This window comes from Streptomyces sp. NPDC040432 (assembly GCF_055595445.1).
Window position 1 is genome coordinate 380,275 of record NZ_JBVIVP010000005.1, and the last position, 12,806, is coordinate 393,080.

A 12,806-nucleotide genomic window follows, 5' to 3' on the forward strand; every position below is an offset into this window, starting at 1 on the left:
GCCTTTCGGAGGTTTCCAAGGGGAGGGTTCAGTCCAGCAGGGAACGACCGATGATCTCCTTCATGATCTCGGTCGTGCCGCCGTAGATGGTCTGGATGCGGCCGTCGGTGAAGGCCCGGGCGACCCGGTATTCGGTCATGTAGCCGTAGCCGCCGTGCAGTTGCAGGCAGCGGTCGGCCACCCGCTTCTGGAGTTCGGTGGCCCACCACTTGGCCATGGAGGCGTGGACGTGGTCCAGTTCGCCGTTGGAGTGGTCGGTGATGCAGCGGTCGAGGAAGGCACGGGTGACGGCGCACTCGGTGGCCATCTCCGCGATCTCGAAGCGGATGTGCTGGAGTTTGGACAAGGGGCGACCGAAGGCCTCCCGCTCCTTCACGTACGTGCGGGTGATCTCCAGCAGGTGTTCGGCGGCGGCGATGCCGGCCATGGCGATGCCCATCCGCTCCTGCGCGAGGTTGGTCATCAGGTGGAGGAAGGCGCCGTTCGGTTCGCCGAGCAGGTTCTCCTTGGGGACGCGGACGTCGTGGAAGAACAACTCGGCGGTGTCCTGGGCCTTCTGGCCGATCTTGTCGAGGTTGCGGCCGCGCTCGAAGCCCTCGGCGCCGCGCTCGACGACCAGCAGGGACAGCCCGTGGGCGCCGCCCTCGGGGGTCGTCCTCGCGACCACGATGACCAGGTCGGCGAGGATGCCGTTGGAAATGAAGGTCTTGGAGCCGTTCAGCAGCCAGTGGTCGCCCCGGTCCTCGGCGGTGGTGCGGATGCCCTGGAGGTCGGAGCCCGCGCCCGGCTCGGTCATGGCGATGGCCGTGACGGTCTCGCCGGAGCAGAAACCGGGCAGCCAGCGGCGCTTCTGCTCCTCGGTGGCCAGCGAGGTCAGGTACGGGCCGATGATGTCGTTGTGCAGTCCGATGGCGAGCCCCGGGGTCCCGGCCCGGGTGAACTCCTCGGCGATCACGGCGGCGTAGCGGAAGTCGGTGTTGCCGCCGCCGCCGTACTCCTCCGGGACCGCCAGTCCCAGCAGCCCCTGACGGCCCGCGGCCAGCCAGGCCTCGCGGCTGACGATGCCGTCCTTCTCCCACTGCTCGTAGTGCGGCAGCACCTCCTTGGCCAGGAAGGTGCGGACGGTCCCGCGGAACGCTTCGTGGTCGGCGTCGAAGATCCGGCGCTTCATCAGGGGGCCTCCTAGAGCCAGTTCTTGACGGTTTCGATCAGACGGGCCGGCTCCGGGCCGACGGGGGTGACGTTGAGCATGGTGACGCCCGCCTCACGGAAGGCCTCGATCCGGTCGCGCACGTAGCCCTCGGGTCCGCACAGGGTCATGAGCTCGCAGAACTCGTCCGGGACGGCTGCGGCCGCGTCGCGCTTGCGGCCCGACAGGTACAGCTCCTGGATCCTGCGGGCCTCGTCGCCGTACCCGTAGGCGACGGCGAGGTCGTTGTAGAAGTTCTTGCCGGGCGCGCCCATGCCCCCGACGTACAGGGCGATCTGCGGGCGGGCGAGGTCCCGCGCGGCGGCGGCGTCCTCGCCGATGGCCAGCAGGCCTCCCGCCACGGTTTCCAGCGGGCCGAGCTCCGGCGCCCGCCGGGCCGTGCCCTCGGCGAGCGGGCCGCCCCAGACCGACGCGGCCTTCTCCGGGACGAAGAGGGTCGGCAGCCAGCCGTCGGCGATCTCGGCGGTCATCGCCACGTTGGCCGGGCCGAGCGAGGCGACGTACACGGGGATCCGGTCACGGACGGGCCGGGTCAGGATCTTCAGCGGCTTGCCGTGCCGGCCGCCCTTCTCGGGCGGCAGCGGCATGTCGGTGATGCCGTGGTGGTCGATGGTCTCGCGGCGCCAGATCCGCCGGCACAGCTCGACGGTCTCCCGGGTCCGGCCGAGCGGCCGGTCGTACGTCCTGCCGTGCCAGCCCTCCACCACCTGCGGGCCCGACGCCCCGAGGCCGAGCAGGGCCCGGCCGCCGGAGAGGGCGTCGAGGCCGGCGGCCGTCTGGGCGATGAGGGCCGGGGTGCGGGAGTAGACGTTGACGATGGCCGAGCCGATCTTCATCCGCTCGGTCCGCGCCGCCAGGTACCCCATGATCGTCGGGGAGTCGAAGCCCCAGGCCTCGGCGACCCACAGCGCGTCGAGACCGGCCGCCTCCAGCGCGGCGGCCCCGTCGGCGGCCCGCCGCGGATCACCCGCGTAGTCGAGCATCATCGAGAGTTCCATCAGGATTCCTTCCCGAGCAGGCCCGGTACGTCCCAGTCGGCGGCCACCGACCCGGTGTCGGCGCCCGGCCGCGCCGGACCCGAGGTGACGGCGGTGGGGGTGGCGGAGAACCTGGGCGCGGGGGCGGGTTGGGTGATTCCGCCGAAGTCGGTGAAGGTGCCGCGGGCGGCGAGGTGCGGGTGGTGGGGCGCCTCGCGCAGGGACAGCACGGGGGCCACGCAGGCGTCGGTGCCCTCGAAGACCGCGGTCCACTCCGCGCGCGTCCGGGACTTGAAGCGGGCGGCGACCGCCTCGCGCAACTCGCCCCAGCGGGCGAGGTCCTTGCGGGCGGGCGCCCGGTCGCCGAGCCCGAGGAGGCCGACGAAGGTGTCGTAGAACTGCTGCTCCAGCGCGCCGACCGCCATGTGGCCGCCGTCGGAGGTCTCGTAGGTGCCGTAGAAGGGGCAGCCGCCGTCGAGGAGGTTGACCCCGCGCCGGTCCTGCCAGCCGCCCGCGGCGACCATGCCGTGGATCATCGCGGTGAGGTGGGCGGTGCCGTCGACGATAGCGGCGTCCACCACCTGGCCGGCTCCGCCGGGGGTGCGGGCGTGCCGGAGCGCCGCGAGGACGCCGATGACGAGGTAGAGCGAGCCGCCCGCGTAGTCCCCGACCAGGTTGGCGGGTACGGCCGGGGGTTCGTCGGGGCGACCGATCATGCCCAGGGCACCGGTGACGGCGATGTACGCGATGTCGTGCCCGGCGGTGTGGGCGAGCGGCCCCTCCTGGCCCCAACCCGTCATCCGACCGTAGACCAGGGCCGGGTTGCGGGCGTGGCAGTCGGCGGGGCCGACCCCGAGCCGCTCGGCGACCCCGGGGCGGAACCCCTCGATCAGCACGTCGGCGCGCTCGACCAGGTCCAACACCCGGGCGGGGCCCTCGTCGGACTTCAGGTCGATCAGCACGGACCGCTTGTTGCGGTTGGTGACGTCGTACGCCGGGTCGACCGCGAGGCCACCGCCACCGGGCCGGTCCACCCGCACGACGTCCGCGCCCAGGTCGGCCAGCAGCATGGCGGCGAACGGGCCCGGGCCGATGCCCGCCAGTTCGACGACGCGCACGCCCGCGAGCGGGCCGCCGGTGGCGGCCGGACCGCCCCCCGGCCCCGCCTCGGGCTCCGCGATCGGGCCCGCGCCCGGCGTCACGCCCGGTTCCGTTCCTGACCCCGTCACTGCCATCGAGCCCCCAGCGTCCCTGGTGCGAGTGTGTGACACAACCGATGTAACACCAGCGATGCTAGGAACGTGTTCCACTCAGCACAAGAGCAAGCGCTTAGTCGTTTTGGCCTCCGGCCCGTTCCGCGATCCGCGCGTCCAGTTCCTTCACGTGCCGCTTGAGCGCGACCGTCCGGTAGCTCTCCTCCACCCACTCGCACAGCACCTCGGCCGTCGGCGCCCCCTTCTCCCCGAGCGGCACCGAGACCCAGCCGGCCCGACCCAGCCCGTACCCCGTGGGCTCCGCCCCCGGCGCCGTCATCGCGTGACCGTGCAGCGCCTCGTCCTTGAGCTTCACGGACACGCCGGGAGCGCCGGGGCCGTCCGTGTTCCCCAGGAAGACGAAGATCTTCCTGTTGACCTTCACCACCGCGTCCTCGGGGCCCCACGGGTGCTCCTCCACGGCCTCCGGCAGCCCCAGCGCGAACTCCCGCACCGCCTCCCACCTGCGCACCGCAGCCCTCATCGACGCCTCCCACTTACCGCAGGTCACACCTGCTCGTACGGACAGTCGGTTCCCACGCTAGCCTCAGCCACCGATACCAGCTGGGAGGAGCGGTTCATGAACGAGCACGTCCCGAACGACCGTCCACAACGGGCCCACGACGTCGTACTCTTCGGCGCGACCGGCTTCGTGGGAGCCCTGACCGCCGAGTACCTCGCCGCGCACGCCCCGACCGACTGCCGGTGGGCACTCGCGGGGCGCGACCTCGGCAAGCTGGAACGGCTGCGCGAGCGCCTCGCCGCCCTGAATCCGGCCTGCGCGGACCTGCCATTGCTGCGGGCGGACGCCTCCGACGGCCCGGCCCTGCGCGAACTGGCCGCCTCCACCCGGGTGCTGGCCACGACCGTGGGCCCGTACGTCTGGTACGGGGCGGAGCTGGTCGAGGCGTGCGCCGAGGCGGGCACCGACTACGTCGACCTCACCGGCGAGCCGGAGTTCGTCGACCGGATGTACGTGGCCCACGACGCGCGGGCCCGGGAAACGGGGGCGCGGCTGGTGCACGCGTGCGGCTTCGACTCGATCCCCGCCGACCTCGGTGCCTGGTTCACCGTGAACCGTCTGCCGGAGGGCGTGCCGCTGCGGGTGGACGGCTTCGTCCGCTCCAACGCCCTGTTCTCCGGCGGCACCCTGGCCTCCGCGCTGACCGCCCTGGGCCGGGGCCCGCAGACCGTGGCCGCGGCCCGGGCCCGCCGGCTGCACGAGCACCGGCTGCCGGGGCGGCGCGTACGGGGACCCGTGGGCGCGCCCCGGTTCAGTCGGGAGACCGGCTCCTGGGCGTTGCCGCTGCCCACCCTCGACCCGGCGGTCGTGGCCCGGTCGGCGGCGGCGCTGGCCCGGTACGGGCCGGACTTCCGCTACCGGCACTTCGCCGCGGTGCGGCACCTGCCGGTCGCGGTGGGCGGCACGGCCGCCGTGGGCGCGGTGGCGGCGCTGGCGCAGGTCCCGGCGGCCCGCCGGTGGCTGATGGGCCGCTGGGAGCCGGGGAGCGGCCCGGACGCGGAGCGGCGGGCGCGCAGTTGGTTCACCGTCCGCTTCGTCGGGGAGGGCGGGGGGCGGCGGGTGTTCACCGAGGTCTCCGGCGGCGACCCGGGTTACGGGGAGACGGCGAAGATGCTGGCCGAGTCCGCGCTGTGCCTGGCCCACGACGCCCTGCCGGAGGCGGCCGGTCAGCTGACCACCACGGTGGCGATGGGCGACGCCCTGCTGGACCGGCTGCAGAAGGCGGGGATCCGTTTCCGGGTGGCGGCGGAGGACTGAGCCGGCCCGGGCCGGGGGCGCGACACGGGCCGGCCCGTCGGCGGACACGTCGGGCGACCATTCGGCCGGTCCGTCGGGCGGTCCGTCGGGCGGCTGCGGCGGCCGGTTCGGTCCGCCGCTCCGGCCGGCCCGTCAGTCGGTCGCGGCGCGCAGGGCGCGGCGGCACAGCGAGTCGGCGTGCCGGGTGGTCTCCGGGATCCGGAAGCGGGGGCTCAGCGCCAGGGCGTGGGCGCAGGCGTTGTCCAGCGTGACCCGGTGTCCGACGGACACGTAGACGGGCTTGATCCCGTCCTGGGTGCGCAGGGCCCGGCCGACCACGGCTCCGTCCGCCGCCAGCAGCGGGGCGGCCTCGGAGCGGCGGGCGCCCGGCTCCTCGTACGTGAAGGTGAAGGGGTTCTTGGCGACGCCCATGCTGGGCAGCCCGGTGACCACGCCGAGGTGACAGGCGAGTCCGAAGCCCCGTGGATGGGCGAGGCCGTAGCCGTCGCAGACCACGAGGTCGGGGGTGACGGGCAGGGACTCCAGCGCGGCGAGCACGGTGGGCAGTTCACGGAACGCGAGGAGTCCGGGAACGTACGGGAAGCTGACCTGTCCGACGGCGGTGGCCTCGGCCACGACCGCGAGGGTGCCGGCGTCCAGGACGACGGCCGCGGCCGCGACGAGGTCCCGCGCGTCGTCGTATGCGACGTCCACTCCGGCGACCAGGCCCGCGCCGGGTGGCGGGCCGGTCTCGGTGAGCACGACCCGATGGCGCAGTTCGTCCTGTATCGCCCGGGCCTCGGCCTCGTCGGCGGGGGTCTTCACAATCGTCATGATGGTCCGAGAGTAGCCTGGCGATCATGTTCGTCATGGAGCTCACCTACACCGCGCCCGTCGAAGCCGTCGAGGAGCAGATGGACGCGCACATCGCCTGGTTGGACGGCCACTACGCGGCCGGCGTCTTCCTCGCCTCCGGCCGCAAGGTGCCGCGCGACGGCGGCGTCATCCTGGCCGGCGGCGTCTCGCGCGCCGAGATCGAGGAGATCGCGTCCGGGGACCCCTTCGCGGTCTCCGGTGTCTGCGCCTACCGGATCACCGAGTTCCTCGCCACGAGGACCTCGGCGGACCTCGCCACGGTCCGCGAGAACCCGGCGACCTGACCGCCGCCGGGACCCGCGCACCGGGCCGACCCGACCCGCGCGGGCCCGCCCGGTTCCACGCCGGTTCCGACGGCGCGCCCCTCCGCACGGCCGCTGGGTTCTCCGCGGCCCGCCGCCTTGGCAGGGAGGTGTTCACCGGCCCCGCGGCCCCGATCTCACGGACCGGCCCGCGGACGGGGTACGGGCCGTCAGCGCCGCTCCAGTCGGGCCACCCGCCCCTTCTCCCCCGCGGCCCAGCAGCCGCCGTCGGACGCGCAGTCGACGGTGTCGAAGGAGCCGGCGTCGAGCGCCCGCCAGGTGCGGCCCGCGTCGGTGGTGACGTCCGTACCGGTGGGGCCGACCGCGAGGGCGGTGGACCGCCCGTACGGGTACCAGGTGACACCCGACCGGTAGCCGGGCGGCGGCGTCGCGGCCCGGCGCCAGCCGCGACCCCCGTCGGCGGAGCGGGCGGCGGCCTGCGGCGAGGCCTGGTCGGTGCGGTAGTCGCCGCCGACCGCGAGGCCCGTCGTACGGTCGCGGAAGGCGAGGGCGAAGACCCCGCGCGCGGGGTCGCCCGCGGGGACCGTGGCGTCGGCGGCCCGCCAGGTCCGGCCGCGGTCCGCGGAGTGCAGGACGCGGGCCGTCGCACCGCCGCCGGTGGCTAGCCAGACGTCGCGCGGGCCGGAGGAGACCAGGCACTGGCCGCTCGCCGCGAACCCCGCCTCGCCGGGGAGCGCGGCCGGCATTCCGATGTCCGGCAGGACCCGCCAGTTGCGGCCGCCGTCATCGGTGGCCAGGATGCGGAACTTGCCGTCCACCGGGTCGCTCATGGCCAGCCCGTGCCGGGAGTCGAAGAAGGTCAGGCAGTCGTAGAAGGCCCGCGGATCGGGGTTGCGGAAGGCCTCGGTCCAGGTGGCGCCGCCGTCCTCGGTCCGCAGCACCCTGGACGCCTCGCCCTCCCCGATGGACAGGGCGACCGCCCGGCGGGCGTCGAAGGCCTCGATGTCGCGCAGCTCCAGGCCCTCGGCGACGGCCCCGGGCGGCGACACGTCGCGCCAGCTGCGGCCGCCGTCGACCGTGCGCAGCACCACGCCCTTCGATCCGGCGACCCAGGCGGTGCTCCGGTCGACCGCGGCCAGGCCGCGGAATCGGGAGTCCTTGTCGGTGGCCTTCACGGACCACCCGAGGTCCCGTAGGCCCGGTCCGGCGGACGCCGGGGCGCCGGTGTCCGCCTGTACCGGAGCGGCCACCGCCCCCACCAAGAGGGCTGCCGCGCACATGCCAACTCCCAGAAGTCTCATGGCGCCGGAAGCTAACGCACCCCGCGATCTCCGTCCAGGGCGCATCACTGGGCCGTCCGTGGCACCTCCGGGCGGCCTTGGTCCCGTGGAGTGAGCGGGAACCGGACGTAATCCGGGCGCCCGGGATCAGGGAGCCCGGCCGCCGATCCTTGGCCCACCGTCCACGTGCCGTCACTCTGTGCGATCACACGGGCGAGATCCGGCCAATCGGTGACACAGCTCACGTCATCCCGCATGCACGGATGTGCCGATTCCGGCGTCTATCCGGTTGCCGGACTCCACCCCACAGGCCGGCAGCAGATCCGCCGCAAGGGAGCGAGCCTTGATCACTGTCATCGAGCAGGCCGTGCAGGCCCGACTGATCGCCACCGCGCCGAAGGTCGAGACCGTGCCCGTCACCCTCTGCTACGACCGGGCTGATCCCTTCGCCGTCCGCATGGCCTTCCCCGCGCTCGCCACCCTGGAAGGCGTCGAGGTCTCGTGGACCTTCGCCCGCGAGCTGCTGGCGGCCGGTGTCCGACAGCCGTCCGGCAGCGGCGACGTGCGCGTGCGCCCGTACGACGGGGACCGGACGACGATCGAGTTCCACGCGGCCGAGGGGGTGGCGATCGTCCTGATGGTGACGGCCGAACTCCAGCGGTTCCTGGACCGCGCCGCCGCGCTCGTGCCGTCGGGTCTGGAGCACCACTACCTCGACATGGACCACGGCCTGGCCGAGCTGATGCGCGGCTCCCGCTGACCCCCGGCCGTTTAATCGATTGCGGCCGGCGGCGGCTTTCCGTAGCGTCATGAGCGCCCCATTGCCGCCGAAACGGAGTAGGACATTGCTCGTCTGAGGTCCGAGACACCGACCACCGACACGACCACGTGACAGTCGGCTGTCTCCCCGCGTTGCACGCACCATCCACGCAACCTGGAGGCCTCCATGAGTCATGCCCCTACCCATGTCACCTGTTCCGACCTCTCCTTCGAATGGCCCGACGGAACCCCCGTCCTCGACGGATTCCACTGGGCCGTCGGCCCCGGCCGCACCGGCCTGATCGGCCTCAACGGATGCGGCAAATCCACCCTGTTGAAACTGATCGCGGGTGAACTGCGGGCCGCCGGTGGCCAGATCTCCGTCGCCGGATCGGTCGGATACCTACCGCAGGACGTCACCCTCGACACCGGGGCGCGGGTGGACGAGGTCCTCGGCATCCGCGACACCCGCGCCGCCCTCCACGCCATCGAGGCGGGTGAGGCCACCGAGGCGAACTTCGCCGCGGTCGGCGACGACTGGGACGTCGAGGAGCGCGCTCTGGCGACCCTCGACCAGCTCGGTCTCGCCCGGATCGGCCTGGACCGCACCGTCGGTGAACTGTCCGGCGGAGAAGGCGTCCTGCTGCGGCTGGCCGCCCTGCTGCTGGCCCGCCCCGACGTCCTGCTCCTCGACGAACCGACCAACAACCTGGACCTACGGGCCCGACGCCGCCTGTACGCGGCCGTCGAATCGTGGACCGGGGTGATGGTGCTCGTCAGCCACGACCGTGAGCTGCTGGACCGCGTAGACCAGATCGCCGATCTGCGGGAGGGCGAAGTCCGGTGGTACGGGGGCAACTTCACGGACTACGAGGCGTTGTTGGCCGCCGAACAGGAGGCCGCCGAGCGGATGGTCCGGGTCGCGGAGGGCGACGTGCAGCGTCAGAAGCGCGAACTCTCCGAAGCCCACATGAAGCTGGCCCGACGCAAGCGGTACGGCCAGAAGATGTACGAGAACAAGCGCGAGCCGAAGATCGTCATGGGTGCCCGCAAGCGGGCCGCCCAGGAATCGGCCGGCAAGCACCGCATCATGCACACGGAGAAACTGACCGAGGCCCGGGAGCGGTTGGACCAGGCCGTGGAGGCGGTGCGCGACGACGACGAGATCCGGATCGAGCTGCCCGCCACCCAGGTGCCGCCCGGGCGCCGGGTGCTGACCCTGACCGATCTGCACCTGCCCCACGGGGCCCGCGTGAGCGGCACGTGGGAGCTGCGCGGGCCGGAGCGGATCGCTCTGGTCGGCGGCAACGGGTCCGGCAAGACCACCTTGCTGCGGACGATCGCGGGGCTCGCCCCGCCCGCCTCCGGTGAGGCGGTCACGCACGTCCCGACGCGGTACCTGCCGCAGCGCCTCGACGTGCTGGACGACGCCAGGACGGTCGCGGAGAACGTGGCACGGTTCGCCCCGCACGCCACGAACAACGTGATCCGGGCACGGCTCGCGCACTTCCTCTTCCGAGGGGGCCGTGCGGACAGGGCCGCGGGCACCTTGTCGGGCGGCGAACGCTTCCGGGCGGCGCTCGCCGCCCTGCTGCTGGCGGAGCCTGCTCCTCAGCTCCTGATGCTGGACGAGCCGACGAACAACCTGGACCTGGCGAGCGTTCGACAGCTCACCGGTGCCCTGGAGTCGTACGAGGGCGCACTGGTGGTGGCGAGCCACGACGTGCCGTTCCTGGAGTCGATCGGCATCACGCGCTGGCTGCTGCTCGACGGTGAGCTGCGGTCGACGACCGCGGAGGAGGTCAGGGAGTCCCGCTGGGAGCACTGACCGCCGGGGCGGTCCGGGTCCGGCCGATCGGGCGGGCCCGGACGGGCTCACCCCGGCCGGGTTCGACGGGGCCGGGGTTCGACCGGGCCGGGTTCGACCGGGCCCGGAGCCCCTCAACGGGAGAGCAGTGCCCAGGACTTGGTGCCGCCGCGCGGGGTCAGTACGGGGGTGAGCCCCCAGTCCCCGTCGCCGGATTCCACGGCCCGGGCCAGGAGCCACATCGCGCGGCTGCGGAGCTGCCGGCACTCCTCGCCCTCCTCCGGCGAGGAGTGCGCGGGGTGCTGGTCGTAGAGGACGATCCGCAAGGCGTCGAACCGCCAGTGCACCGTGAGCGTCATGTCCAGACCGGGCGTGAACCGGTCGGCGCAGGAAACGAGCTCGGAGGTGACGAGGGCGGCGGTGCCGCACAGCTCGGCCAGTCCGTGCCGCAGCAGCAGTGACCGTACGGCCGCCCGGGCGGCGCCCGCGCCACGGGGCCCGCCGGGCAGCCGCACCGAATGGCCGAGCTTCTCGGCCAGGGGCGGAGCCGGCCGGAAGTCGCGGACCTCTCGCAGGCCGCGGAGGGTGCCCGTCATCGTGCTGCTCCCACTTGTGATGTCCTCGGTGCGATGTACACGGGGTGGTGCGGTGCTGTGCGCAGGGGGTGCGGCGGTGCCGCAGGTGGGGTGGTTCCGGGTGCGAAGTGGTGTCGTACGTACGAGGTGGTGTCGTACGTACGAGGTGGCGGTGCGGTGCGCGGAGCGGTGCGGTGCGAAGCGGTGCGCGTCACGGGCTCCGGCCGGGCGCACCGGTGAGTGCCGGTGGCGGGCAGACAGCCGTACGGCCCGGGGTCGCCCCGCGTGAGATCCGCGCTACCGAACGTAGCGCAATCGGGGTCACCGGTGCCACCGGTTGTACGCCTAGATGATCTTTTCCCGCGGTATTTCGTGACCCGTTCCGACCACCTCGGCCGCCGCCCCGTCGGGCACTCCCTACGCCAGGACCGGAGGCCAGCGATCACTTGTCGGCGTGAATCTCAAGCCATTAAACCCACTTGGCGCGCTTTCAAACTGCGTAAATAACCGGATGTAACGGGGCGTACCGACCTTTGGGGCTTGGCTCGCCTTGATGTCGCGCTTAACCTACGACTCCGTAGGCTACGGAACCGTAGGTAATTCGCTTTGCACCCAGGAGTACCCGTGACGATCACCTCTCCCCACCTCGGCAGCTCGGAGGCGTGGACCGACGCCAAGTTGCTGTTCGCGCTGGAAGAGGTGGTCGAGAAGGAACTCAACCGCCACCTGAAGGTCACCAAGGACTGGATGCCCCACGAGTACGTCCCGTGGAGCGACGGCCGCAACTTCCCCGGCTTCTTCGAGGACGGCGAGGCCTGGGACCCGGCGCAGTCCAAGGTCACCGACATCGGCAAGATCGCGCTGGTCGTCAACCTGCTGACCGAGGACAACCTCCCCAGTTACCACCATGAGATCGCCACGCTCTTCGGCCGGAACGGCGCCTGGGGCACCTGGGTGCACCGCTGGACCGCCGAGGAGGGTCGCCACGGCATCGTGATGCGCGACTACCTGCTGGCCTCGCGCGCCGTGGACCCGGACAAGCTCGAAGCGTTCCGCATGCAGCACATGTCGGAGGGCTTCGAGTCCGACAACAGCCACTCGATGCTGCACTCCGTCGCGTACGTCGCCTTCCAGGAGCTCGCGACCCGCATCTCGCACCGCAACACCGGTCACCAGTCCGGCGACCCCGTCTGCGACCGGATGCTGGCCCGCATCGCGCAGGACGAGAACCTGCACATGATCTTCTACCGCAACCTGCTGGGCGCGGCCTTCGAGATCGCCCCGGACCTGACGATGAAGGCCGTGCGGGACGTGGTCGTCGGCTTCCGGATGCCCGGTCACGGCATGCCCGGCTTCGAGCGGATGGCCGCGCAGATGGCGATCGGCGGGGTCTACAACCTGCGGATCCACCACGACGACGTACTGAGCCCCGTGATCCGCTTCCTCAAGATCATGAGCATCGACGGTCTGGGCCCCGAGGGGCAGCAGGCCCAGGAGGAGCTCGGCCTGTTCATGGACGGGCTCGACAGCGAGGCCCGCAAATTCGACGAGCGCCTCGCCGCCCGCGCCGCCCGCCTGGCCGCCCGCAAGGGCTGACCGGGACCACCCGCCCGTCGGGCGGACCACGACGACAGCCCCGGGAGAGCCACGCTCCCCGGGGCTTCGTCGTGCGGCGGCAGGCGCCCGAGCGGGGGTGGCCCGTCAGCCGCGCGGGCGCAGGGCCTGGCGTTCCGCTTCCGAGAGTCCACCCCAGACGCCGAAGCGCTCGTCGTTGGTCAGGGCGTACTCCAGGCAGGCCGCCCTCCCCTCACACGCCCCGCACAGCCGCTTCGCGTCCCGCAGCGAGGAGCCGGGCTCGGGGAAGAAGAAGCTCGGGCCCGTCTGGGCGCACAGGGCCAGGGCGTACCAGGCAGGGGTGGTGCTGGTGGTGGTGTTCATCGACATGCGCCGATGCTGGCTCCCTCCGATGTACGTCTCATCAACGCACGATCAACACCGGCACACGGCTCCGGCGCCCGCACAGAGTGAACGATCGTGCGTTCGGTAA

Annotated in this window: 13 protein-coding genes; 5 read left to right on the forward strand and 8 right to left on the reverse strand. The window is 72.5% G+C overall.

Translation table 11 applies throughout. The features are described 5' to 3' along the window. Positions 1-28 precede the first annotated feature (28 nt). The 4 genes from ACZ58N_RS14750 to ACZ58N_RS14765 form a co-directional block, all read right to left on the reverse strand. Complete coding sequence (locus ACZ58N_RS14750) at positions 29-1,171, reverse strand: acyl-CoA dehydrogenase family protein (protein WP_471159015.1); 1,143 nt, start codon at positions 1,169-1,171, stop codon at positions 29-31. 11 nt (positions 1,172-1,182) lie between these two features. Further along, positions 1,183-2,208: an LLM class F420-dependent oxidoreductase gene (locus tag ACZ58N_RS14755; RefSeq protein WP_471159017.1), complete on the reverse strand. Its 1,026-nt coding sequence runs from the start codon at positions 2,206-2,208 to the stop codon at positions 1,183-1,185. Then, the gene (locus tag ACZ58N_RS14760; RefSeq protein WP_471159247.1) at positions 2,208-3,368 is read right to left on the reverse strand and encodes a CaiB/BaiF CoA transferase family protein; all 1,161 of its coding nucleotides are present in this window, start codon (positions 3,366-3,368) and stop codon (positions 2,208-2,210) included. The genes ACZ58N_RS14755 and ACZ58N_RS14760 overlap by 1 nt, the downstream gene beginning before the upstream one ends. A 148-nt stretch (positions 3,369-3,516) precedes the next feature. Then, complete coding sequence (locus ACZ58N_RS14765) at positions 3,517-3,924, reverse strand: MmcQ/YjbR family DNA-binding protein (RefSeq protein WP_471159019.1); 408 nt, start codon at positions 3,922-3,924, stop codon at positions 3,517-3,519. A 96-nt stretch (positions 3,925-4,020) separates the two neighbouring features. Here ACZ58N_RS14765 and ACZ58N_RS14770 point away from each other — a divergent pair, with 96 nt between their 5' ends. Further along, positions 4,021-5,220, forward strand: coding sequence for a saccharopine dehydrogenase family protein (locus ACZ58N_RS14770; RefSeq protein ID WP_471159021.1), 1,200 nt, complete (start codon positions 4,021-4,023; stop codon positions 5,218-5,220). A gap of 132 nt (positions 5,221-5,352) precedes the next feature. Here ACZ58N_RS14770 and ACZ58N_RS14775 read toward each other — a convergent pair whose 3' ends face one another. Next, positions 5,353-6,033: an endonuclease V gene (locus ACZ58N_RS14775; protein WP_471159023.1), complete on the reverse strand. Its 681-nt coding sequence runs from the start codon at positions 6,031-6,033 to the stop codon at positions 5,353-5,355. Positions 6,034-6,059: 26 nt separating this feature from the next. On the opposite strand from ACZ58N_RS14775, the gene ACZ58N_RS14780 reads away from it, so the two are divergent. After that, the gene (locus ACZ58N_RS14780; protein WP_471159025.1) at positions 6,060-6,359 is read left to right on the forward strand and encodes a YciI family protein; all 300 of its coding nucleotides are present in this window, start codon (positions 6,060-6,062) and stop codon (positions 6,357-6,359) included. Positions 6,360-6,547: 188 nt separating this feature from the next. Here the strand turns inward: ACZ58N_RS14780 and ACZ58N_RS14785 are convergent, their stop codons facing one another. Beyond that, the gene (locus tag ACZ58N_RS14785) at positions 6,548-7,639 is read right to left on the reverse strand and encodes a WD40/YVTN/BNR-like repeat-containing protein (protein WP_471159027.1); all 1,092 of its coding nucleotides are present in this window, start codon (positions 7,637-7,639) and stop codon (positions 6,548-6,550) included. Between the two features lie 322 nt (positions 7,640-7,961). Here ACZ58N_RS14785 and ssgD point away from each other — a divergent pair, with 322 nt between their 5' ends. Both ssgD and ACZ58N_RS14795 read left to right on the forward strand, forming a co-directional pair. Then, positions 7,962-8,378, forward strand: a complete 417-nt coding sequence (gene ssgD, locus ACZ58N_RS14790) for a spore wall synthesis regulator SsgD (RefSeq protein ID WP_453433274.1) — start codon at positions 7,962-7,964, stop codon at positions 8,376-8,378. 186 nt (positions 8,379-8,564) lie between these two features. Beyond that, on the forward strand, positions 8,565-10,205 hold the full coding sequence (locus tag ACZ58N_RS14795; protein WP_471159029.1) for an ABC-F family ATP-binding cassette domain-containing protein: 1,641 nt from the start codon (positions 8,565-8,567) through the stop codon (positions 10,203-10,205). 113 nt (positions 10,206-10,318) lie between these two features. Here the strand turns inward: ACZ58N_RS14795 and ACZ58N_RS14800 are convergent, their stop codons facing one another. Next, positions 10,319-10,780 (reverse strand): ATP-binding protein, encoded by a 462-nt coding sequence (locus tag ACZ58N_RS14800; RefSeq protein ID WP_471159031.1) that lies wholly within the window; start codon positions 10,778-10,780, stop codon positions 10,319-10,321. A 603-nt stretch (positions 10,781-11,383) separates the two neighbouring features. Between ACZ58N_RS14800 and ACZ58N_RS14805 the strand changes: the two genes are divergently transcribed. Next, positions 11,384-12,355 (forward strand): acyl-ACP desaturase, encoded by a 972-nt coding sequence (locus ACZ58N_RS14805; protein ID WP_471159033.1) that lies wholly within the window; start codon positions 11,384-11,386, stop codon positions 12,353-12,355. A gap of 105 nt (positions 12,356-12,460) precedes the next feature. Here the strand turns inward: ACZ58N_RS14805 and ACZ58N_RS14810 are convergent, their stop codons facing one another. After that, complete coding sequence (locus ACZ58N_RS14810; protein WP_471159035.1) at positions 12,461-12,703, reverse strand: WhiB family transcriptional regulator; 243 nt, start codon at positions 12,701-12,703, stop codon at positions 12,461-12,463. Positions 12,704-12,806 lie beyond the last annotated feature (103 nt).